A 22,414-nucleotide genomic window follows, 5' to 3' on the forward strand; every position below is an offset into this window, starting at 1 on the left:
TGAGTATAGAGCTCGCCCGTAGCCTGCAAGCGGTGATGGCAAACTGGTTCTAATGATTTGGTTATGGGCCCGATAGCGTTTGGCGCTAAGCGCTCTGTTCGAAATACAGCTCGTCGAAACGCGGCTCAAGGGGGGGCAGGCCGAACGCGGCACGCGCGGCATCGCAATCGGGGTTGGCAAGGCCGTCGGTCCAGGAGGCCTCGAACTCGCGGCAGGTGCTGGAGCGCTCATGGTAAATCGAGCAACTGACCTGGCTGCCCACTTCACCGACCAACCCCACGCAGCGCGTGGGTTTGCAGTCAGTGCCGAGCATGGCCACCCGGCTGGGGCTGATGGACGCCACCAGGTCGTCGGGCACCGAGCCCCCGGCCGAGGCGCATTCTCCCCAGAAAAAAGACACGCGAAAGTGTGAACAGCAGGCACCGCAACTCAGACACGGACTGGCTTCGGACATGGGCGTCATCAATAGAAAAGGGGGAAGAGAGGGGGAGGCAAGGCCGCCATTCTAGGCTTCGCATTGGCCTTGGGAAGGGGGGCGAGGACTATATTTTCTGCCTATAAAGGTGGCACTTTGATTGCTGATTTTCGGGCTTGGTCCAAGGGGCGCGGCCTTTAGCCCGGGGCAAGATGCCATGGCCTGATATCAGGATGGCGAATGATCACAGACAGGTGCGGCAGGGCTGACTAGATTGCAGTTTCCAGGCTCGCTTGCGTCTGGCCGAATAACAATAAAGAGACCGAACCATGCACAACTCGACCCAAGCGGCGAATGCCTGGCGCATTCTATTCCTGTTGTTTCTGGCGAACCTGTTCAACTTTTTCGATCGCACCATCCCGGCCATCATCATCGAGCCGATCCGCATGGAATGGCACCTCAGTGACTTCCAGCTGGGGATCATCGGCACCGCCTTTACCCTCGTCTACGCCATTGCCGGGCTGCCCCTGGGGCGTATGGCCGATACCGGCTCGCGCAGCAAGCTGATGGGCTGGGGCCTGGCGGTGTGGAGCGGGCTGACGGCGGTCAACGGCCTGGTGGGCAGTTTCTGGAGCTTTCTGATCGTGCGCATGGGGGTGGGCATTGGCGAGGCCAGTTATGCCCCGGCGGCCAACTCGCTGATCGGCGACCTGTTTCCCGCGCACCGTCGGGCCCGGGCCATGGGCATCTTCATGCTGGGCCTGCCCCTGGGGCTGCTGCTGGCGTTCTTCACCATCGGCGCGATGGTCAAGGCCTTTGACAGCTGGCGCGCGCCGTTCTTTATCGCCGCCGTGCCGGGCCTGCTGCTGGCGGTATTCATGTTCTTCATCAAGGAGCCGGCACGAGGCGCCGCCGAGACGGTAAAGATTTCCCAGGAGCCCGTGGACCGGCCGATCCGCCGGGTACTGGCGATCCCGACCTTTCTCTGGCTGGTGCTGGCCGGGCTGTGCTTCAACTTCGCCACCTATGCCTGCAACTCGTTCCTGGTGCCGATGCTCCAGCGTTATTTCCTGATGCCACTGCAGGAGGCCGCCGTGGCCACCGGGGTGATCGTCGGGGTGACCGGCCTGATCGGCCTGACCCTGGGCGGCTGGATCGCCGACAAGATTCACCAGCGCGTAGCCAATGGGCGCCTGCTGTTTGCCGCCTGCAGTCTGATCATCTCCACCCTGTGCACCGCCTGGGCGCTGCATGCCGGGCGGATTGAGATCGGCGTGTTTGTCGCGCTGTTCAGTGTCGGCTGGCTGTTTGCCTACAACTTCTACACCTGCGTCTACACCGCGATCCAGGACGTGGTCGAGCCACGGCTGCGGGCCACGGCGATGGCCCTGTTTTTTGCCGGTCTGTATCTGCTGGGTGGTGGCCTGGGGCCGGTGGTGGTGGGCGGGCTGTCCGACCATTTTGCCCACTCGGCGATGTACGCCGCCGGTGCCGAGCAAATGACCGAGGCCTTCAAGGCCGTCGGCTTGCATGACGCCATGTACCTGATTCCGGTTGCACTGTTTTTGACCATGCTGTTTCTGTTTCAGGCCTCGCGCAGTTTTGTGAAGGATGCGAAGCAGATGAAGGAGGGGTTGGTGGCGAGTGAAAGGCCGATCGTGGCAGCCGTGGTCTCGTGAGTCCCAATGGTCGGAATCGCCCAGTCATCGGTGGGCGTTTCGGGGGAAGGGCAGGGCTGTAGAGGCGCTCAGGCCGCACTATGCGTCAGTTGTTTCTGGCGGTTATTTGGGAAATTTCTCATGTTGGTGGCTTTTTTGTATTGCTAGTGTCTGGACCCCGGCTTCATCGGGAAAGGCGTCCAGCTTCGGATGCGTTCGTCTGACTTAGGCAATAAGGAAAGTTTTCGTGAAAACGGTTTTCAAGGTCATTGCTCTCTCCACTATCATCGCTAGCGCCACTGGTTGCGTGAGCTACAACATGAGTCAACCTTCGGCGCCGATTGACAGCCAAGTCAAAGCCGACCTCAAGGCCGATGTTGCGGTCGGGGAGGCGATATCCGGCCAGTCTTCGGTCAATGTGCTTTTTGGTGTGTTCAAGTTCGGCGGTGATAGCCAATTTGCCGATGGTGTTTCCTACGGCGGCCAATCTTCGGGTGGTCTAGGTGGTCTGGGGCTTGATCCCGTTGCAGCCGTCAAATCGGCAGCGGCTTTCAAAGCAGTCAAAGCTTCCGGTGCCGACCTGATTGTTGCGCCTCGTTATGAAGTCACTGAAGAAGACTACTTCGTATTCAAGAAGGTCTCGGTGACGGTTAAAGGTAACAAAGGCAGCATCCGCAGCATTCGTTAAGCGATCAACCAAGGCCGCACACAAAGACTTCTATCTGGTGATGGTCGTGTGGCCCTGGTTTTCAGCTGTTGTCAGTGCCGCGAAGATAATCCTCCTTCGCGGGGTGTTTCCAGGGCTGAATGCTGTTGCGCCTAGGCTGAAACTGGTTTGCCCGCCAGCGTCCTTGGCGACACAGGTTCAGCTCCCTACCGTTAATGAACCCCGTTAGCCCGCCTCCCCAGCGGGCTTTTTTATCCTTGGAAGTCGCCCGCAAAGGCAAAAAAAGGCCCGCATTGCGCGGGCCTTTTGTTTCAGCAGGGCAGGGCGGTGATCAACCGGCTACCAGCACCCGAATCGCTTCCAGTCGCAGCGCCGCCTTGTCGAGCATGGCCAGGCCTTGCTCGCGTTGTTGGCGCAGGGCCACCAGTTCGCTGTCGCGCACGGTCGGGTTGACCGCTTGCAGGGCGGTCAGGCGCGCCAGTTCTTCGTCGGTGTCAGCTGCCAGGCGACGCTGGGCTTCGGCCACACGCTCGGCATGGCGCGGGGCGATTTTCTCTTCGCCGGCGTTGATCCGGGGCGTCAGCTGATCGCGCTGGGCCTGGATGAACTTGTTGGCGCTGGCCCGCGGCACGCTTTCCAGCTGCTCGTTGAGGGTCTCGAAGGCGACGCGTGCCGACAAATCGTTGCCATTGGCGTCCAGCAGGCAGCGCAGGGCGGCCGGTGGCAGGTAGCGGCCCAGTTGCAGGGAGCGCGGGGCGACCACTTCGCTGACATACAACAGCTCAAGCAGCACGGTGCCAGGTTTGAGCGCCTTGTTCTTGATCAGCGCTACTGCGGTATTGCCCATGGAGCCGGACAGCACCAGGTCCATGCCGCCCTGCACCATTGGGTGTTCCCAGGTGATGAACTGCATGTCTTCGCGAGACAGCGCCTGGTTGCGGTCGTAGGTGATGGTCACGCCTTCGTCGTCGCCCAGGGGGAAGCTGGCGTCGAGCATTTTCTCGCTAGGCTTGAGGATCAGGGCGTTTTCCGAATGGTCTTCGCTGTCGATGCCAAAGGCGTCGAACAGCGTCTCCATGTAGATCGGCAGGGCGAATTGATCGTCCTGCTCGAGGATCGCCTCCACCAGCGCATCACCTTCGCCGGCACCGCCGGAGTTGAGCTCCAGCAGGCGGTCGCGGCCGGTGTGCAGCTCCTGTTCCAGACGCTCGCGCTCGGCACGGGCTTCGTCGATCAGGGCTTGCCACTCGCCGTCATCGGCGTTTTCCAGCAGCGGCAGCAGGCGTGGGCCGAACTGATGCTGCAAGGCGTTGCCGGTCGGGCAGGTGTTGAGGAAGGCGTTCAGCGCTTCGTGGTACCACTGGAACAGGCGCTCTTGCGGGCTGGTTTCCAGGTACGGCACGTGGACTTCGATGACGTGCTTCTGACCGATCCGGTCCAGACGGCCGATGCGTTGCTCCAGCAAGTCCGGGTGCGAAGGCAGGTCGAACAGCACCAGGTGGTGGGCGAACTGGAAGTTGCGACCTTCACTGCCGATTTCCGAGCAGATCAGCACCTGGGCACCGAATTCTTCATCGGCGAAGTACGCGGCGGCGCGGTCGCGCTCAAGGATGTTCATGCCTTCGTGGAATACCGTGGCCGGGGTGCCGGAGCGCACGCGCAGGGCGTCTTCCAGATCCATGGCGGTTTCGGCGTGGGCACAGATCACCAGGACCTTGGTGCGCTTGAGCATCTTCAGCTGGTCGATCAGCCACTCGACCCGTGGGTCGAAGCGCCACCAGCGTTGTTCTTCGTCGGTGTCCGGCTGGGCCTGGAAGCTGACTTCCGGGTACAGCTCGGCGTGCTCGCCCAGGGGCAGTTCGAGGTATTCGTCCGGGCACGGCAGCGGGTAAGGGTGCAGTTTGCGCTCGGGGAAACCTTGCACGGCGGCGCGGGTGTTGCGGAACAGCACGCGACCGGTGCCGTGGCGGTCGAGCAGCTCACGCACCAGGCGCGCGCTGGCTTCGGTGTCGCCATCGTTGACCGCAGTCAGCAGGGCTTCGCCTTCATTACCCAGGAAACCCTGGATGGTCTTGTGCGCTTTTGGCGACAGGCGACCCTGATCCAGCAGCTCCTGCACGGCTTCGGCCACCGGGCGATAGTTCTCGCTCTCGGCGCGGAATGCCTTGAGGTCGTGGAAACGATTGGGGTCAAGCAGGCGCAGCCGGGCGAAGTGGCTGTCCTGGCCCAGTTGTTCCGGGGTCGCGGTCAACAGCAGGACGCCGGGAATGGTTTCGGCCAGTTGCTCGACCAGCGAATACTCAGGGCTGGCCTGGTCTTCGTGCCACACCAGGTGGTGGGCTTCGTCGACCACCATCAGGTCCCAGCCGGCGGCGAACAGCGCGTCCTGGGCCTTTTCGTCGTCCACCAGCCATTCCAGGGCCACCAGTGCGAGCTGGGTGTCTTCGAAGGGGTTGCTGGCATCGCTTTCGATAAAGCGTTCTTCGTCGAACAGCGCGACCTGCAGGTTGAAGCGGCGGCGCATTTCCACCAGCCATTGGTGCTGCAGGTTTTCCGGCACCAGGATCAACACCCGGTTGGCGCGGCCCGACAGCAGTTGGCGATGGATCACCAGGCCGGCTTCGATGGTCTTGCCCAGGCCCACTTCGTCGGCCAGCAATACGCGCGGGGCGATGCGGTCGGCGACTTCACGGGCAATGTGCAACTGGTGGGCGATTGGCTGGGCGCGTACGCCGCCCAGGCCCCACAGTGAAGACTGCAACTGGCGGCTGGTGTGCTCCAGGGTGTGATAACGCAGGGAGAACCAGGCCAGGGGGTCGATCTGGCCGGCGAACAGCCGGTCGCTGGCCAAGCGGAACTGGATGAAGTTCGAGAGCTGGGTTTCCGGCAGGGTGACCTGCTCGTTCTGCCCATTGAGGCCGTGGTAGACCAGCAGGCCGTCGACGTCGTCGACTTCTTGCACGGTCATTTTCCAGCCTTCGAAGTGGGTGATGCTGTCACCCGGCGAAAACCTCACGCGAGTGAGGGGCGCATTCCGTAGCGCATACTGGCGAGTGTCGCCAGTGGCCGGATAGAGCACGGTGAGCAAGCGACCGTCCTGTGCCAGAACGGTGCCTAAACCTAGCTCAGCTTCGCTGTCACTAATCCAGCGTTGCCCCGGTTGATACTGCTGCGCCATGCTGCCTGACTCCCGCCTTGAAAAAGCCGACTATCTTAACGGAACGAGGCCCCGAGACCAAAGAACTCTGATCAAAACAGCCTGGATAAAAGGTAGCGCATCGCATTATTTGTCGGGCTCTGGGGCACCAATGGCTGACGACTGGGTCACAAGTTTGCGACAGATGGCTCAAGTCGTCGTTGCCGCAGCCGACAGCCTGCCGACAGGAGACCAATAATATGCTGCCACCGATGCTCCCCTTGAGTGCCGTGCCCATCACTTCACAGCAGGACCCGATCCGGCCACGCCCGGACATCCCGCCAGTGGTGCCTGTGCAACAGAGTTCCAACGAAAGCACGATCGACCTGAAAAAGCGCGACACCGAGCAGTCGGCGCTGCTGTTGCGCGAAGAGCAGCAACGCCAGCAGGAACGGCAAAAACGCCAGCGCGAAGCCGAGGACGATCCCGAGGAGCACCTGGCGATCCCCGGTGATGAACTCAACGCCGACAACACGGTGCCCGTGGTACCGCTGATGGAAGATGCGCCGCGCCAGGGGCTGTGGGTCGACGTCGAAGTCTGAGGCACTGCCACTGCGGCAAGTCCTCATGGCTGGTCAAGCGTTGCCGGGCGCCGCATTATTGGCGCATTCGCCTCAGCCGCAGCTCTCATCCAGGATGAGCACGCGGCGGGCATTGACCCTTACTAGACGCAAGCCGACGCCATGAGCCAAGACGACAAACTGATCGATCTCAACACCGAACGTGCCAAGCGGGTGCATGACCTCAATGACAAGCGCCTGAATGAAGTGCGCCAGGCATTCGAGCAGGCGATGCCGTTGGGCAAAGCCAAGAAAAAACCGAAAAACAAACCGAAAAAGCGCTGAACAGGCGGTTTTCTGTTGATGTGGATCAGTTATTCCCCCTCCCTGTCGCCCTGTCTTGGGCGACATTGACCCCGGTCAATTTATCCCCCCGCCTCTTTGGTTAACTTAGCCCCATCGCAACAGGGCAAGAGCAGGAGGCCAGTCATGTTTTTCGATAATGTGGTGATCGCCGGAGTGCTGACTGTCGGCCTCATGGTTCTGTTTTTCGCAGGGTTTGGATTCTTCATCTGGAAAGACGCGACCAAGCGTAAAAAACCATAGATCAACGTCGATCTTTCCAGTTACACGAGCACGCAAGGCATTTTGGGCAACTTCGGTTGCCCTTTTTTTTGCCTTGAAAAAACCAGATGCGCCGCTGGCGGCCAGGCATAAAAAAAGGTGCGACCCACAGGGCGCACCTTTTTGTGTTCGGCCTGAGCTATCAGGAACCGAGGGCCTTCGATGCCAGCCAGAACAGACCGGCCGACAAGCCGACCGTTGCCGGCAGGGTCAGGACCCAGGCCATCAGGATGGTCTTCACGGTACCGCCCTGCAGCCCGCTCTTGTTGGCGACCATGGTCCCGGCCACACCCGAGGACAGTACGTGGGTGGTCGACACCGGCAGGCTGAAGATGTTGGCCAGGCCGATCATGCTGGCCGTGGTGATCTGCGCCGACATGCCCTGGGCGTAGGTCATGCCCTGCTTGCCGATTTTTTCGCCGATGGTCAGTACCACGCGCTTCCAGCCGACCATGGTGCCCAGGCCCAGGGCCAGTGCAACGGCGAGAATCACCCAGAACGGGGCGTACTCGGTGGTGGCGGTCAGGTCTTTACGCAGCTTGTCGAGGTCGGATTTTTCACGGGCATCAAGCCCTGGCAACTTGCCGACTTTCTTCGCGGTGTCGTCCAGGCACAGCAGGTAACGGCGAACTTCGATGCGGTGCTCGGAACTCAGCGAGTGGTAGTCGGAGACGCCCTTGAGCGTGCCGAGGAGGGCGTTGATGGTCGGTTCGGTCTGTTGCGGATTGCAACGGAATTTACCCGGCAGGTCATCTTTTACGCTTTTACCCAGGGCCAGGAACTCCCCCAGGGTCTCGTTGTTGCGCTGATAGAACTGATTGAGGTGCAAGGTGGCATCGCGGGTGCGCTCGATCTGGTAAGTGGTGCTGCCCAGGTCGAGTACGAACTGCGCAGGCACGATACCGATCAGCACCAGCATGATCAGGCCGATGCCTTTCTGACCGTCGTTGGAGCCGTGCACGAAGCTGACCGCCATGGCGGAGATCACCAGCACCAGGCGATTCCAGAACGGTGGGTGCTTCTTGTCGTCCAGCTTGCGGCGTTGGTCCGGGGTCTTGTGCATCTTCGACAGCGGGCGCCACCACTTCAAGCCGACCAGCACCAGGCCAGCCACCAGGAAACCGGCCATCGGCGAGAACACCAGCGAGGCGCCGATATCGATCGCTTTCTGCCAGTTGACCCCATCCGCCAGCGGAATGTCGTTGATCAGGGCGTTGGCCAGGCCGACCCCCAGGATCGAGCCGATCAGGGTGTGGGAGCTGGAGGCCGGGATACCGAAGTACCAGGTACCCAGGTTCCAGGTGATGGCGGCGGCCAGCAGCGAGAACACCATCGCCAGCCCGTGGCCGGTGTTGACGTTGATCAGCAGCTCGACCGGCAGCAAATGGACGATGGCATACGCCACGCCAACACCGCCGAGCAGCACCCCGAGGAAGTTGAACACCCCGGAAAAGAACACTGCCAGATGAGGAGGCATGGCTTTGGTGTAGATAACAGTGGCAACCGCGTTAGCGGTGTCATGAAAGCCGTTGATGAACTCGAAGGCGAGGACAAAGGCCAGGGCGAGCAACAGGCTCACAAGAACCCAAGCATCCAGTCCGCTGAATAAATCGATCATGAAGGTTTTCTGACCCGGTCATAAGGGGGCGCGATTATGCCAGAAAACCCTGGTAATCAATGCACAAGGTGCTCATCGGTAACATTCTTCAATGAAAAAACTGACCCAGGGCAGCTTTTCCTCGGGTTGCCGGAAGGTCGGGCAAGTCATTGATTTTGCAGGGTGCAGTCCCGGGAGAGGGCGCGGGGCGGGGACAGTCGATCATTCAAACGACTGTATGAAATTTACTCTTCAGGGCTGGCCGCGGCCAAATGCCTCGCTCCGGTCGATGGAGGCAATAGGTCGCCCGAGGGTAACGAGCGCCGGTGGCCAGCCCTGTCGTCCGCGGTAATCGGGTCGAACAGGTGGCCAGCCTTGAAGAGTTCAGGCAACAGTCGTCAAGGATGATCGGCCTTGAGTTCTTGTTCCATCTTTTGCAGTTCTTGAGTGAAGGCCTGGTCAAGAATGCTGGCGCGTTTACGCCATGGTTTGCGTTCCGGTTCAGGCTGAGCGGCGTAGGTGGTGACTTCCCCGCCGTAAACTTCCTTGTAACGTTGTTCCTGGCGCTCAAGTTCCGCGCGCAGTTCGTCTTTCGTCACAGTGTTACCTAATTAAGTGGGATAAAAATCGGTGATACGCATTGCCCGGTGCATGACTCATCAACTCACGGGTACTCGGATCCATTGCAGCACCGAGGTTGCCATTGGAGTTCGCCAAGTCATGTCCTTGTTGCACGCGGCCACGCCACCGATTCAAGAACAACTGTCGTAGCAACAGTCTTCATTTACTTCCTGCAAGCGCTTTTACCGGGTCAATGACGGGGGGCAGACACTTGCGACAGGAAACAGCATGCAATGATGCGTTGCCTGGGTGATGGAGTGATCAAAGCAAAGAATGCTGTGAACCTCACCGTTTTACATTATAGCGAGGGTCATGAACAACTCTATCGTTGAGAAGTTAAAAAGCGTCATTACATATGAGGCTTTTATTACACGAAAGTTTTAATCATTAATGCCGTCTGTTGCCAGGCAGTACAGGCTGTGTGGTCTTGAGGTTAGATGGGGCAAGTTATCGGGTAAATCAAGGGCGCGGCAATGTTGCAGTGCGGGGAAGATAACGTCGCCCTGTGGATTTTTTATGACGCCCGGCGCAAATGGCGCTTTTTGATGCTGACTCTCATCTGATTGCGATTATCGGCCGATGGTTCGATAATCGCCCAATGTTGGCTGTACCGGCTTGTGCATTTTCTCCAATACGGCTTGTAATAAGGCCGAACTTCGACGCAGAGAGCATGAAATGAACGATCAATTGCGCAATTCCTTCGCCTCGGTGGCGCCTCCGATTGTTGCCTCTCCGGCGAAGAGGATTCAGGCGTTGACCGGTGATCCGGATTTCATGACCTCTCTGGCCCGTGGCCTGGCCGTGGTCCAGGCATTTCAAGAGCGCAAGCGCCACCTGACCATCGCCCAGATCAGCCACCGCACCGAGATTCCCCGGGCGGCAGTGCGTCGCTGCCTGCATACCCTGATCAAGCTCGGCTACGCCACCACCGACGGGCGGACCTATTCGCTGCTGCCCAAGGTGCTGACCCTGGGACACGCCTATCTGTCGTCGACGCCGCTGGCGGTGTCTGCCCAGCCTTACCTGGACCGCATGAGCGAGCAGCTTCACGAAGCCTGCAACATGGCGACCCTGGAGGGAGATGACATTTTATATATCGCCCGTTCAGCCACCACCCAGCGCCTGATTTCGGTGGACCTCTCCGTCGGTGGACGGCTGCCGGCCTACTGCACGTCCATGGGCCGCATCCTGCTGGCGGCACTGGACGACGCTTCCCTGCGTGAATACCTCGAGCACGCCGACCTGCAAGCCAAGACCAGCCGTACCCTGCACACCGCAGAGGCCTTGCTCGAATGCCTGCAGCAGGTTCGCCAGCAGGGCTGGTGCATTGTCGACCAGGAACTGGAACAGGGCCTGCGCTCTATCGCGGTGCCGGTCTATGACGCTTCGGGCCAGGTGCTGGCGGCGCTGAACGTCAGCACCCACGCCGGCCGGGTCAGCCGTACCGAGCTGGAGCAGCGTTTTCTGCCGGGTCTGCTCAGTGCCAGTCGAGACCTGAGCGCCCAGCTGTTTTCCTAACCTGTTCGATAAACGCACAACTACGCATTTGGCGAATTGACGCTCTTTCCCTTGCCTTATTAATGTCGCGGCAGCGTCATCGGCCGCCGCCCCTGTTTCAGCGGGCGGCCGTACGGCGACCCCATAATAAAGAAGAGGTCCAATCCCATGAGCATGCTCCCCCTGCGCCGTCATCGAAGCTGCCTTCGACCCCTGGCCGCCTGATCCCGGAATTCTCTCCTTTGCAATGACCTGACCAACCCTCGGCGAGCTTCGGCGCGCCTGCGTTTTACCCTGGAATAAAAATAATGAACCAACCCCTGTCAGCTTCTGGCAACTGCCTCGATGTGCAGTCCTTTATCAATGCCCAGCCCTTGTCGCGTTATCAGTGGCGAGTGGTGATCCTGTGCTTCCTGATTGTCTTCCTCGACGGCCTGGACACCGCAGCCATGGGCTTTATCGCCCCGGCACTGTCCCAGGATTGGGGCATCGACCGCGCCAGCCTCGGGCCGGTGATGAGTGCGGCGCTGATCGGCATGGTCTTCGGTGCCCTGGGTTCGGGCCCGCTGGCCGATCGTTTCGGGCGCAAGGTGGTGTTGGTGGGGGCGGTGCTGCTGTTCGGCGCCTTCAGCCTGGCCTCGGCCTACAGCACTAACGTCGATCAACTGTTGGTACTGCGCTTCCTCACGGGCCTGGGGCTGGGTGCGGGCATGCCGAACGCCACCACGCTGCTGTCCGAATACACCCCGGAGCGGCACAAGTCGCTGCTGGTGACCAGCATGTTCTGCGGCTTCAACCTGGGCATGGCCGGTGGTGGTTTCATTTCCGCCAAATTGATCCCGGCGTTTGGCTGGCACAGCCTGTTGCTGATCGGCGGGATCCTGCCGCTGATTCTGGCGCTGGTGCTGCTGGTCTGGTTGCCGGAGTCGGCGCGTTACCTGGTGGTGCGCAATCGAGGAGCCGACAAGGTGCGCAAGGCCCTGGCGCCTATTGAGCCGACCATCGTCGGTCAGGCCGCGAGCTTCAGCGTGCCGGAACAAAAGACGGTCAAGGCGCGCAATGTGTTTGCGGTGATTTTCTCCGGCACCTACAGCGTCGGCACCTTGCTGCTGTGGCTGACCTATTTTATGGGGCTGGTGATCGTCTACCTGCTCACCAGCTGGCTGCCGACCCTGATGCGTGACAGTGGCGCGAGCATGGAGCAGGCGGCGTTTATCGGCGCGCTGTTCCAGTTCGGTGGAGTGCTGAGTGCAGTGGCGGTGGGCTGGGCCATGGACCGCTTCAATCCGCACAAGGTCATTGGCACCTTTTACCTGCTGGCTGGGGTCTTTGCCTACGCGGTGGGTCAGAGCCTGGGCAATATCACCCTGCTGGCGACCTTGGTGCTGATCGCGGGTATGTGCGTCAACGGCGCGCAATCGGCCATGCCGTCCTTGGCGGCGCGGTTCTATCCGACCCAGGGGCGTGCCACGGGCGTGTCGTGGATGCTCGGAATCGGGCGCTTCGGTGCGATTCTCGGGGCCTGGATGGGCGCCACCTTGCTGGGGCTCGGCTGGAATTTCGAGCAGGTGCTGACTGCTCTGGTGATTCCGGCGGGCCTGGCGGCGACGGCGGTGGTGATCAAGGGCATGGTGAGTCACGCGGATGCGACTTAAGTGCGGTTGGTTTTGAGGTAAAGGGGGAGGGAATGGGGATCGATAGCTCGATAACAATATGTTCGATAAACGAACACTCAGTCGATTATCGGATTGTTTGGGCCATGGCCCCGGCTTAATCTTCAGGGCACGCAGGCAGCGCTTGTCGCGCCTTTTTCGTCCAGTCGCTCAATAACAATCGGGAGCCCCCCAATGGCTGAAATCCTTTCGCTGCACGACGCGGTGAAGCAGTTCGTCAACGACGGCGATACCGTCGCGCTCGAAGGCTTCACCCACCTGATTCCTACGGCCGCAGGTCATGAAATCATCCGCCAAGGCAAGAAAGACCTGACCCTGGTTCGGATGACCCCTGATCTGATCTACGACCAGTTGATCGGTGCCGGTTGCGCTCGCAAGCTGATTTTCTCCTGGGGTGGCAACCCCGGTGTCGGTTCTTTGCACCGCCTGCGCGACGCTGTGGAAAAACAGTGGCCGCACGCCCTGGAAATCGAAGAGCACAGTCACGCCGACCTGGCCAATGCCTACGTGGCCGGTGCTTCGGGCTTGCCGTTTGCTGTGTTGCGCGCTTATGCCGGTTCCGACCTGCCCAAGGTCAACCCGCTGATCAAGAGCGTGACCTGCCCATTCACTGGCGAAGTGCTGGCGGCAGTGCCGTCGGTGCGTCCGGACATCACCGTGATTCACGCGCAAAAGGCCGACCGTAAGGGCAACGTGCTGCTGTGGGGCATCCTCGGGGTGCAAAAAGAGGCGGCACTGGCGGCCAAGCGCTGCATCGTCACCGTCGAAGAAATCGTCGACGACCTCAATGCCCCGATGAACGCCTGTGTGCTGCCGACCTGGGCCCTGAGCGCGGTCTGCCACGTACCTGGCGGTGCACATCCGTCCTACGCCCACGGTTACACCGAGCGCGACAATATTTTCTACCAGGCCTGGGATCCGATCGCTCGCGACCGTGAAACCTTCACCGCGTGGATCAACGAATACATCCACGGCAGCGCCGATTTCAGTGAATTCCAGGCCAAGCTGGCCCGCGTTTCGGAGGCCAAATAATGACTTACTCCACCAATGAAATGATGACCGTTGCCGCCGCCCGCCGCCTGAAGAACGGTTCGGTGTGTTTCGTCGGCATCGGCTTGCCGTCCAAGGCCGCCAACCTGGCGCGCCTGACGTCGTCGCCGGACGTGGTGCTGATCTACGAATCGGGCCCGATTGGTGCCAAGCCCAGCGTATTGCCGCTGTCGATCGGTGACGGCGAACTGGCCGAAACCGCCGACACCGTGGTGCCGACCGGCGAAATCTTCCGCTACTGGCTGCAGGGCGGGCGCATTGACGTCGGCTTCCTCGGCGCGGCCCAGGTCGACCGCTTCGGCAACATCAACACCACGGTGGTCGGTGACTATCACCACCCCAAAGTGCGCTTGCCCGGTGCCGGTGGCGCCCCGGAAATCGCCGGTTCGGCGAAAAGCGTACTGATCATCCTCAAGCAGTCGTCGCGTTCGTTCGTCGACAAGCTCGACTTCATCACTTCGGTGGGCCATGGCGAAGGCGGCGACTCCCGCAAACGCCTCGGCTTGCCGGGTGCCGGCCCGGTGGGGATCATCACCGACCTGTGCATCATGGAGCCGGAAGCCGGCAGCCATGAATTCGTGGTCACCGCGCTGCACCCGGGCGTGACCCGTGAGCAGGTGGTTGCCGCCACCGGCTGGGCGATTCGCTTTGCCGACAATGTCGAGCAGACCGCCGAGCCGACTGAAGTCGAACTGACCGCACTGCGCGATCTGGAAGCACGTACCGCCGCGGCCCATGGCCAGACACCGGGAGAAGCCTGATGCGCGAAGTCTTTATCTGTGATGCGATCCGTACCCCGATCGGCCGTTTCGGCGGTGGCCTGTCGGCCGTGCGCGCCGACGACCTGGCGGCGGTGCCGATTAAGGCGCTGATGGAACGCAACCCATCGGTGGACTGGAGCGCGGTAGACGAGGTGTTCCTCGGCTGCGCCAACCAGGCCGGCGAAGATAACCGCAACGTGGCCCGCATGGCCTTGCTGCTGGCCGGCCTGCCGGAAAGCATTCCGGGGGTCACCCTCAACCGCCTGTGCGCGTCGGGGATGGACGCCATCGGCACCGCCTTCCGTGCGATTGCCAGCGGCGAGATGGAACTGGCAATTGCCGGTGGCGTCGAGTCGATGTCCCGTGCGCCCTTTGTCATGGGCAAGGCCGACAGCGCTTTTTCGCGCAACATGAAGCTGGAAGACACCACCATCGGTTGGCGCTTTATCAACCCGTTGATGAAGGCCCAGTACGGCGTGGATGCCATGCCACAGACCGCCGACAACGTGGCGGACGATTACCGGGTGTCCCGCGCCGACCAGGACGCCTTTGCCCTGCGCAGCCAGCAACGTACGGCGGCGGCCCAGGCGGCCGGGTTCTTTGCCGAGGAAATCGTGCCGGTGCGCATTGCCCATAAAAAGGGCGAAAGCGTGGTCGAGCAGGATGAGCACCCACGTGCCGATACCTCCCTGGAAACCCTGGCCAAGCTCAAGCCGGTCAACGGCCCGGACAAGACCGTCACCGCCGGCAATGCCTCGGGTGTCAACGACGGTGCCGCGGCGCTGATCCTGGCGTCGGCCGAAGCGGTGAAGAAACACGGCCTCACTGCCCGCGCCCGGGTGTTGGGCATGGCCAGCGCCGGTGTCGCACCACGGGTCATGGGCATCGGCCCGGTGCCTGCGGTGCGCAAGCTGATCGAGCGCCTGGGTGTGGCAATCAGCGATTTCGACGTGATCGAACTCAACGAAGCCTTTGCCAGCCAGGGCCTGGCGGTCCTGCGTGAGCTGGGCCTGGCGGACGATGCGCCGCAGGTCAACCCGAACGGTGGCGCCATCGCCCTGGGTCATCCGCTGGGCATGAGCGGTGCACGTCTGGTGCTGACGGCGCTGCATCAACTGGAAAAAACCGGCGGTAAAAAAGGCCTGGCGACCATGTGTGTGGGTGTCGGCCAAGGGCTGGCGCTGGCCATCGAACGCGTCTGACGCCTGCTCCAGGAGCCTGTTCACGATCTGGCCAGCAACCCTCAGGCATGTTCAACGCCGCCTGAGCCAAGCGCAGCAGATCGTGACCAGGTTCTAATAAGAAAAGAGGATTGACCATGATTGACAAGCCCGGTTACCGGCGCCCGCAAGCGGGTACTCAGCCTGATTATCTGCACCCGGCCTACAAGTCGACCAACACCCGCTCGCCCTCCAAGCCGCTGGTGTTCTTGCCCCATTCGCTGTCGGAAATCACCGGCCCAACCACCGGTGCCGAGTCGCTGCACGAGGGTGATAACGACCTGACCGCACAACACGCCGGTGAGCCCCAGGGCGAGCGCATCATCATCCACGGCCGGGTCCTGGACGAGAACGGCCTGCCGGTGCCGGGCATTTTGGTGGAGATCTGGCAGGCCAACGCCGCCGGCCGCTACAACCATGACCGCGACCTGCACGACGCCCCCCTGGACCCAAATTTCACCGGCACCGGGCGCACCGTGACCGATGCCGACGGCTGGTATCAGTTCCAGACCATCAAGCCCGGCGCCTATCCGTGGGGTAACCACGAAAACGCCTGGCGCCCGGCCCATATCCACTTCTCGTTGTTCGGTCCCAGCGTGCTGACGCGCCTGGTGACCCAGATGTATTTCCCGGGTGACCCGCTGCTGGCTTACGACCCGATCTACAACTGCGTGCCGGACACCCGCGCCAAGGAACGCCTGATCGCCAGTTTCGACCTGGACAAGACCGTTCCTTCCTATGCCCTCGGTTACCGTTGGGACATCGTTTTGCGCGGCCGCGATGCCACGCCGATGGAGAAATAAGATGACGCTGACCGCGACCACTTCACACACCGTCGGCCCCTACTACCACATCGGCCTGACCTGGCTGAACCGCGAAGACCTGACCCAGGCCGAGACCCTTGGCCAGCGCGTGGCGATCACCGGGCAGGTGGTGGACGGCAATGGCGATTTCGTCAACGACGCGATGCTGGAGATCTGGCAGGCCAATGCCGCAGGCAAGTACGACCACCCTGAAGACGACCAGCCCAAGGCCCTGGACCCGAGCTTCCAGGGATTTGGCCGGGTGCCGGTGGACGCCGAAGGGCGCTTTCGTTTCACCACCATCAAGCCGGGTACGGTGCCGGGCCTGAAGGGCGCGACCCAGGCGCCGCACCTGGTGGTGCTGGTGTTTGCCCGTGGCCTGGTCAAGCACTTGCTGACGCGCATTTACTTCGACGGCGAACCGGCCAACGCCGCCGACCCGTTGCTGGCCTGCGTGCCGGCCGAACGCCGCAGCACCTTGCTGGCCAAGGCCGATGCCGACGGCACGTATCAGTGGAACGTGATCCTGCAAGGCACTGAGGCCGAGACGGTGTTTTTCGATTACTGACCGGCGACGCCGGTGCCGGTGTCTGCGGCGGCCCTTCGGGGTTGCCGCAAGCAGCGGCGGCAGACAGGGGAACGGGACTGTTGCCAAGTGTGTCTAGACTCACACTGTCCCCAAAGAGTGAAAACCCATGACAAGCACAACCAGTCACTACACCGGTGAAGAGCGCAGCAAGAGGATCTTCGCGATCGTCGGCGCGTCTTCGGGCAATCTGGTCGAATGGTTCGACTTCTATGTCTATGCCTTTTGTGCGATCTATTTCGCCCCGGCATTTTTCCCCTCCGACGATCCCACGGTGCAGTTGCTCAACACCGCCGGCGTATTTGCCGCCGGGTTTCTGATGCGTCCCATCGGCGGCTGGCTGTTCGGCCGGGTAGCCGACAAGCACGGGCGCAAGAATTCGATGATGATCTCGGTGCTGATGATGTGCGCCGGCTCCCTGGTCATCGCCTTCCTCCCGACCTACGCCACGATTGGCGCCTGGGCCCCGGCGTTGCTGCTGGTTGCGCGGCTGTTCCAGGGTTTGTCGGTGGGCGGCGAGTACGGCACCACTGCCACGTACATGAGTGAAGTGGCGCTCAAGGGCCAGCGCGGCTTCTTCGCCTCCTTCCAGTACGTGACCCTGATCGGCGGGCAATTGCTGGCGGTACTGGTGGTGGTGATCCTGCAGCAGTTCCTCGATGAGCAGGAACTCAAGGCTTGGGGCTGGAGAGTACCCTTTGTGATTGGTGCGATTGCCGCAGTGATCTCGCTATTGCTGCGCCGCACGTTGAAAGAAACCACCAGCAAGGAAATGCGTGAAGACAAGGACGCGGGCAGTATTGTCGCGCTGTTCAAGAATCACGGCGCCGCCTTTATCACCGTGCTGGGCTACACCGCCGGCGGCTCGCTGATTTTCTACACCTTCACCACTTATATGCAGAAGTACCTGGTGAACACCGCCGGGATGCACGCCAAGACCGCCAGCTACATCATGACCGGTGCGCTGTTTCTCTATATGTGCATGCAGCCGTTGTTCGGCATGCTGGCCGACAAGATCGGCCGCCGGAACTCGATGCTCTGGTTCGGGGCCCTGGGGACCTTGTTCACGGTGCCGATCCTGATGACCCTGAAAACCGTTTCCAGCCCGTTCCTGGCCTTTGTCCTGATCACCCTGGCCCTGGCGATCGTGAGTTTCTACACCTCCATCAGCGGTCTGGTGAAAGCCGAGATGTTCCCACCTCAGGTGCGGGCCCTTGGGGTTGGCCTGGCTTATGCGGTGGCGAATGCGATTTTCGGCGGTTCGGCGGAGTATGTCGCCCTGGGCCTGAAGACCCTGGGCATGGAAAACACCTTTTACTGGTACGTCACGGTCATGATGGCGGTGGCGTTCCTGTTCAGTCTGCGCCTGCCCAAGCAGGCGGCGTATCTGCACCACGATCTTTGACCTGTCCGCGCGCGCCCATCACGGGCGCGTGCCTCCAAGGGATTGTTTATGAGTACACCGGCGAGCAACCAATTGTTCGATGCTTATTTCACTGCTCGCAGCATGCGTGAAGTGTTTTGTGACCAGGGCCGGGTCCAGGCCATGCTGGATTTCGAAGCGGCCCTGGCCCGAGCCGAGGCCCGCGTTGGGCAGATTCCGCAGAGTGCGGTGGCGCCGATCGAGGCGGCCTGTCGCGCCGAGCTCTATGATTTCGCGGTCCTCGGCGAAGCCATTGCCACGGCCGGCAACTCGGCGATTCCATTGGTCAAGGCACTGGGCAAGCAGATTGCCCAACGCGACGCCGAGGCCGAGCGCTATGTGCACCTGGGGGCGACCAGCCAGGACGTGATGGACAGCGGGCTGGTGCTGCAACTGCGCCAGGCCCTGGGCTTGATCGAAGCCGACCTGGGGCGCCTGGGGCACATCCTTGCGGCCCAGGCCACCCGCTATGCCGGCACACCGTTGGCCGGGCGGACCTGGTTGCAGCATGCGACCCCGGTCACCCTGGGCATGAAAATCGCCGGCTGGCTGGGGGCGGTCAGCCGCAGCCGGCAACGCCTGCTGGAGTTGAAGCCGCGGCTGCTGGTGCTGCAGTTCGGCGGCGCCTCCGGGACCCTGGCGGCCCTCGGCGAGCAGGCATTGCCGATTGCCCAGGCATTGGCCGGCGAGCTGCACCTGGGCCTGCCGGAACAACCCTGGCACACCCAGCGCGACCGTCTGGTGGAGTTCGCCGCTGCGCTTGGCCTGATCGCCGGCAGCCTGGGCAAGCTGGGACGGGATATCAGCCTGTTGATGCAGACCGAAGCGGCGGAAGTGTTCGAGCCCTCGGCGCCGGGCAAGGGCGGATCATCGACCATGCCCCACAAGCGTAATCCGGTGGGCGCGGCGGTTTTGATCAGTACCGCGACCCGGGTTCCCGGGCTGCTGGCAACCATGTTCAGCGCCATGCCCCAGGAGCACGAACGCAGCCTGGGCCTGTGGCATGCCGAGTGGGAAACCCTGCCGGAGATCTGCTGCCTGGTTTCCGGTGCCCTGCAACAAGCCTTGCTGGTGGCCGAGGGCCTGGAGGTCGACGCCGAGCGCATGGCCAGCAACCTCGACCTGACCCGCGGCCTGGTATTGGCCGAAGCCGTGAGCATCGCCCTGGCCCAGCGTCTGGGACGCGAGACGGCCCATCATCTATTGGAACAATGCTGCAAGCGGGCGGTGGCCGAAGGGCGCCACCTGCGTGCGGTACTGGGCGATGAACCCCAGGTCGGTGCCGAGCTTTCGGCCGCTGAACTGGATCGCCTGCTCGATCCGGCCCATTACCTCGGCCAGGCCCAGACCTGGGTCGAACGCGCGGTGGCCGAACACTTTGCCTTGAACGCCTGAAGGAGACTGCTGTGGCATTCGTAAAACTCGCCGATGGCGAACTGCACTACCAGCTTGATGGTCCGGAACACGCTCCGGTACTGGTGCTGTCCAACTCGTTGGGCACCAGCCTGCGCATGTGGGATATCCAGATCCCGGCCTTTACCCAACACTTCCGTGTGCTGCGCATGGATACCCGAGGCCACGGCAAGTCGCTGGTCACCCCGGGGCCCTACACCATTGACCAGTTGGGCCATGACGTGCTGGCGCTGCTGGATGCCTTGCACATCGAGCGCGCGTACTTCTGCGGCCTGTCCATGGGCGGCCTGATCGGCCAGTGGCTGGGCATCAATGCCGGCGAGCGCCTGCATAAGCTGGTGGTGTGCAACACCTCGGCGAAGATTGGCGAGCCGTCGATCTGGAACCCGCGCATCGAAACCGTACTGCGTGACGGCGAGGCAGCCATGGTGGCGTTGCGCGATGCTTCGATCGCCCGCTGGTTCACCGCGGACTTCGCCGAAGCTCACCCTGACCAGGCCAAGTTGATCACCGACATGCTGGCGGCGACTTCGCCCGAGGGCTATGCAGCCAACTGCGCGGCCGTGCGTGATGCAGACTTCCGTGACCAAGTGTCGGCGATCAAGGTTCCGACCCTGGTGATTTCCGGTACCGAAGATGCGGTCACGCCGCCGTCGGGCGGGCATTACATTCAGGAACATGTTCTGGGCGCCGAGTACGCCGAGTTCTACGCCGCGCACTTGTCCAACGTGCAGGCTGGCGCCGCATTCAGCGACCGGGTCGTGGAATTCCTGCTGGCCGACAAGAGCATTTGAGGAGTCGCTTGTGGACGAGAAACAACGTTATGACGAGGGGATGCAGGTGCGCCGCGCGGTGCTGGGTGATGCCCACGTCGATCGCAGCCTGAATGCCCTGACCGAGTTCAACTCGGAGTTCCAGGAGATGATCACCCGCCACGCCTGGGGCGATATCTGGACCCGTCCGGGCCTGCCACGGCATACCCGCAGCCTGATCACCATTTCCATGCTGATCGGCATGAACCGCAATGAAGAGCTCAAGCTGCACCTGCGTGCCGCCGCCAACAACGGGGTGACCCGTGGCGAGATCAAGGAAGTGATCATGCAGAGCGCGATCTACTGCGGCATTCCTGCGGCCAATGCGACCTTCCATCTCGCCGAGTCGGTGTGGGATGAATTGGGTGTCGAGTCCCGCGAGGCCTGAACCCCGCACGCCGATAAAAAAGGCCAGCACCGGTAAACCGGGCTGGCCTTTTTCATGGGTGGGTTTTGCCGGAGCAGGTCCTGGCGAAACGACTTACAGCAGGCTGATCGGGTAGCTGACGATCACGCGGTTCTCGTCGAACTCGTTGTTGCTGTAGTCGCGACGCATGCTGGAATTGCGCCATTTGAAGTTGAGGTTCTTCAGGGTGCCGCTCTGCACGGTATAGGCCAGTTCCGACTCGCGGCCCCATTCCTTGCCATCGGTGATGGTGCCGGTGTGCACGTTGTCACCGCTGATGTAGCGGTTCATCAGGGTCAGGCCCGGTACGCCGACGGCGGCGAAGTTGTAATCGTGGCGCAGCTGCCAGGATTTTTCCTTGGCGTTGTCGTAGCTGGAGTTGTAGCTGTCGTTGGCCAGGGTGCCGCCGCTGGTGCCGTTGACCCGCATCCAGGCGTTGTCCCCGGTGAGTTTTTGCAGGCCGACATAAAAGGTGCTGCCGCCGTACTTGGCCGAGAACAGGCCGGACCAGGTCTTGTTGTCCAGGTCGCCGGCGCGGGCACTGCCGTCTTCCTTGCCGTAGAAGAAACCGAGGTTGGCGCCCAGGGTCCAGTCCCCCACGGGTTGGGTATGAACCAGATTGATGAACTGTTGGCTGTAGATGTCCTTGAGTTCGGCGTTCCACAGGCCGATCTGGGTGCGCTTGTCGTTGAAGCTGTATTCGCCGCCCTGGAAGTTGAAACGGTCGGACGTGAACGCGGCTTTGCCGGTCATCGACATGTCGCTCATGCTGCTGTCGTCTCGCGGGCTGTTGGCGCGGAACTGGCCGCCGTAGAGGGTTAGGCCGTCGATTTCCTTGGACGTGATCTGGCCGCCACGGAAGGTCTGTGGCAGCGAGCGGCCGTCATCGGAACGCAGGATCGGCAGCACCGGCATCCATTCGCCCACCTTGACCTCGGTCTGCGACAAGCGCGCCTTGAACGCCACCCCCAGGCGCCCGAAGTTGTCGGCCGGGCGCCCGTCACGGTCCAGGGGCAGTAACTGAGTGCCGCCGGTGCCTTTGCCGCCGTCGAGCTTCAGCGAGTACAGGCCCAGCACGTCCATGCCGAAACCCACGGTGCCTTGGGTGAACCCGGACTTGGCATCGAGGATGAAACTCTGGGTCCACTCTTCGGCCTTGCCCTGGGCCTTGGTCGGGTTGGTGAAGTTGCGGTTGATGTAGAAGTTGCGCAGGTTCAGGTTGACCTTGGCATCTTCGAGAAAACCGGACTCTTCGGCCATCGCCGGCAGGGCGGCAGCGGCCAGCGCCACGCCGAGCAGGCCAGGCAGGAGGAAAGGAGAAGTGGGGGTCGTTGGCTTCATGTTGTCGGTCTCTCTAATTGTTAGGGCGCAGCACGGCACTGCCGCTACGTCAGTCGCAGAGCCAGGTGGAAAGTGAGCGTGATGAAACGGCTGCAAATCAGCCGGAGAGGGCAGGGCGAGGGGTCATGGTGCAGAGCCTGTTGTTATTGGT

The 22,414-nt window shown here is 61.8% G+C and carries 21 protein-coding genes; 16 read left to right on the plus strand and 5 right to left on the minus strand.

Going from position 1 to position 22,414, the window contains the following annotated elements:
* Nucleotides 1–85: 85 nt before the first annotated feature.
* On the minus strand, nt 86–454 hold the full coding sequence (locus tag JFU57_RS14460) for a YkgJ family cysteine cluster protein (RefSeq protein ID WP_078470170.1): 369 nt from the start codon (nt 452–454) through the stop codon (nt 86–88).
* 290 nt (nt 455–744) lie between these two features.
* Between JFU57_RS14460 and JFU57_RS14465 the strand changes: the two genes are divergently transcribed.
* Complete coding sequence (locus tag JFU57_RS14465) at nt 745–2,094, plus strand: spinster family MFS transporter (RefSeq protein WP_201129760.1); 1,350 nt, start codon at nt 745–747, stop codon at nt 2,092–2,094.
* Nucleotides 2,095–2,320: 226 nt separating this feature from the next.
* On the plus strand, nt 2,321–2,761 hold the full coding sequence (locus tag JFU57_RS14470) for a hypothetical protein (protein ID WP_078470172.1): 441 nt from the start codon (nt 2,321–2,323) through the stop codon (nt 2,759–2,761).
* Nucleotides 2,762–3,071: 310 nt separating this feature from the next.
* On the opposite strand, the gene rapA is transcribed toward JFU57_RS14470, so the two are convergent.
* Entirely contained in the window at nt 3,072–5,918 is a 2,847-nt protein-coding gene (rapA, locus tag JFU57_RS14475; RefSeq protein ID WP_078470173.1) for an RNA polymerase-associated protein RapA, read from the minus strand.
* Nucleotides 5,919–6,136: 218 nt separating this feature from the next.
* On the opposite strand from rapA, the gene JFU57_RS14480 reads away from it, so the two are divergent.
* The 3 genes from JFU57_RS14480 (at nt 6,137) to ccoM (ending at nt 7,042) form a co-directional block, all read left to right on the plus strand.
* The gene (locus tag JFU57_RS14480) at nt 6,137–6,478 is read left to right on the plus strand and encodes an aspartate-semialdehyde dehydrogenase (RefSeq protein WP_078470174.1); all 342 of its coding nucleotides are present in this window, start codon (nt 6,137–6,139) and stop codon (nt 6,476–6,478) included.
* Between the two features lie 141 nt (nt 6,479–6,619).
* A complete protein-coding gene (locus JFU57_RS14485) occupies nt 6,620–6,781 on the plus strand; it encodes a hypothetical protein (RefSeq protein ID WP_020299074.1) in 162 nt (53 codons plus the stop codon).
* A 144-nt stretch (nt 6,782–6,925) separates the two neighbouring features.
* Complete coding sequence (gene ccoM / locus JFU57_RS33505; protein ID WP_305955542.1) at nt 6,926–7,042, plus strand: cytochrome c oxidase subunit CcoM; 117 nt, start codon at nt 6,926–6,928, stop codon at nt 7,040–7,042.
* Nucleotides 7,043–7,202: 160 nt separating this feature from the next.
* Here the strand turns inward: ccoM and JFU57_RS14490 are convergent, their stop codons facing one another.
* Both JFU57_RS14490 and JFU57_RS14495 read right to left on the minus strand, forming a co-directional pair.
* Nucleotides 7,203–8,678, minus strand: a complete 1,476-nt coding sequence (locus JFU57_RS14490; protein ID WP_078470175.1) for an inorganic phosphate transporter — start codon at nt 8,676–8,678, stop codon at nt 7,203–7,205.
* A 377-nt stretch (nt 8,679–9,055) separates the two neighbouring features.
* Entirely contained in the window at nt 9,056–9,256 is a 201-nt protein-coding gene (locus JFU57_RS14495) for a hypothetical protein (RefSeq protein ID WP_020299072.1), read from the minus strand.
* Between the two features lie 697 nt (nt 9,257–9,953).
* On the opposite strand from JFU57_RS14495, the gene pcaR reads away from it, so the two are divergent.
* The 11 genes from pcaR (at nt 9,954) to pcaC (ending at nt 20,904) form a co-directional block, all read left to right on the plus strand.
* Nucleotides 9,954–10,796 carry a pca regulon transcriptional regulator PcaR gene (pcaR, locus tag JFU57_RS14500; protein WP_078470176.1) on the plus strand — a complete coding sequence of 281 codons (843 nt, stop codon included), beginning with the start codon at nt 9,954–9,956 and terminating at the stop codon, nt 10,794–10,796.
* 287 nt (nt 10,797–11,083) lie between these two features.
* A complete protein-coding gene (locus tag JFU57_RS14505) occupies nt 11,084–12,430 on the plus strand; it encodes an MFS transporter (RefSeq protein WP_201129762.1) in 1,347 nt (448 codons plus the stop codon).
* 192 nt (nt 12,431–12,622) lie between these two features.
* The gene (locus JFU57_RS14510) at nt 12,623–13,480 is read left to right on the plus strand and encodes a CoA transferase subunit A (protein ID WP_201129764.1); all 858 of its coding nucleotides are present in this window, start codon (nt 12,623–12,625) and stop codon (nt 13,478–13,480) included.
* Entirely contained in the window at nt 13,477–14,259 is a 783-nt protein-coding gene (locus tag JFU57_RS14515; protein WP_201132118.1) for a CoA-transferase, read from the plus strand. Before JFU57_RS14510 ends, JFU57_RS14515 begins: the two co-directional genes overlap by 4 nt.
* Complete coding sequence (gene pcaF / locus JFU57_RS14520) at nt 14,256–15,461, plus strand: 3-oxoadipyl-CoA thiolase (protein ID WP_201132119.1); 1,206 nt, start codon at nt 14,256–14,258, stop codon at nt 15,459–15,461. Before JFU57_RS14515 ends, pcaF begins: the two co-directional genes overlap by 4 nt.
* A gap of 116 nt (nt 15,462–15,577) precedes the next feature.
* Nucleotides 15,578–16,282, plus strand: a complete 705-nt coding sequence (pcaH, locus tag JFU57_RS14525) for a protocatechuate 3,4-dioxygenase subunit beta (RefSeq protein ID WP_201129766.1) — start codon at nt 15,578–15,580, stop codon at nt 16,280–16,282.
* Nucleotide 16,283: 1 nt separating this feature from the next.
* Nucleotides 16,284–16,850 (plus strand): protocatechuate 3,4-dioxygenase subunit alpha, encoded by a 567-nt coding sequence (pcaG, locus tag JFU57_RS14530; protein ID WP_201129767.1) that lies wholly within the window; start codon nt 16,284–16,286, stop codon nt 16,848–16,850.
* Between the two features lie 127 nt (nt 16,851–16,977).
* A complete protein-coding gene (locus JFU57_RS14535) occupies nt 16,978–18,273 on the plus strand; it encodes an MFS family transporter (protein WP_078470183.1) in 1,296 nt (431 codons plus the stop codon).
* A 48-nt stretch (nt 18,274–18,321) separates the two neighbouring features.
* Nucleotides 18,322–19,686 carry a 3-carboxy-cis,cis-muconate cycloisomerase gene (locus JFU57_RS14540; protein WP_201129768.1) on the plus strand — a complete coding sequence of 455 codons (1,365 nt, stop codon included), beginning with the start codon at nt 18,322–18,324 and terminating at the stop codon, nt 19,684–19,686.
* Between the two features lie 11 nt (nt 19,687–19,697).
* On the plus strand, nt 19,698–20,498 hold the full coding sequence (gene pcaD, locus JFU57_RS14545; RefSeq protein ID WP_201129769.1) for a 3-oxoadipate enol-lactonase: 801 nt from the start codon (nt 19,698–19,700) through the stop codon (nt 20,496–20,498).
* 10 nt (nt 20,499–20,508) lie between these two features.
* Nucleotides 20,509–20,904 carry a 4-carboxymuconolactone decarboxylase gene (gene pcaC / locus JFU57_RS14550; RefSeq protein WP_078470186.1) on the plus strand — a complete coding sequence of 132 codons (396 nt, stop codon included), beginning with the start codon at nt 20,509–20,511 and terminating at the stop codon, nt 20,902–20,904.
* A gap of 93 nt (nt 20,905–20,997) precedes the next feature.
* On the opposite strand, the gene JFU57_RS14555 is transcribed toward pcaC, so the two are convergent.
* Nucleotides 20,998–22,263 carry an OprD family porin gene (locus JFU57_RS14555; RefSeq protein ID WP_078470187.1) on the minus strand — a complete coding sequence of 422 codons (1,266 nt, stop codon included), beginning with the start codon at nt 22,261–22,263 and terminating at the stop codon, nt 20,998–21,000.
* Between the last annotated feature and the right edge of the window lie 151 nt (nt 22,264–22,414).

Origin of the sequence: Pseudomonas sp. TH07 (genome assembly GCF_016651285.1) — a bacterium.
Taxonomy (GTDB): domain Bacteria; phylum Pseudomonadota; class Gammaproteobacteria; order Pseudomonadales; family Pseudomonadaceae; genus Aquipseudomonas.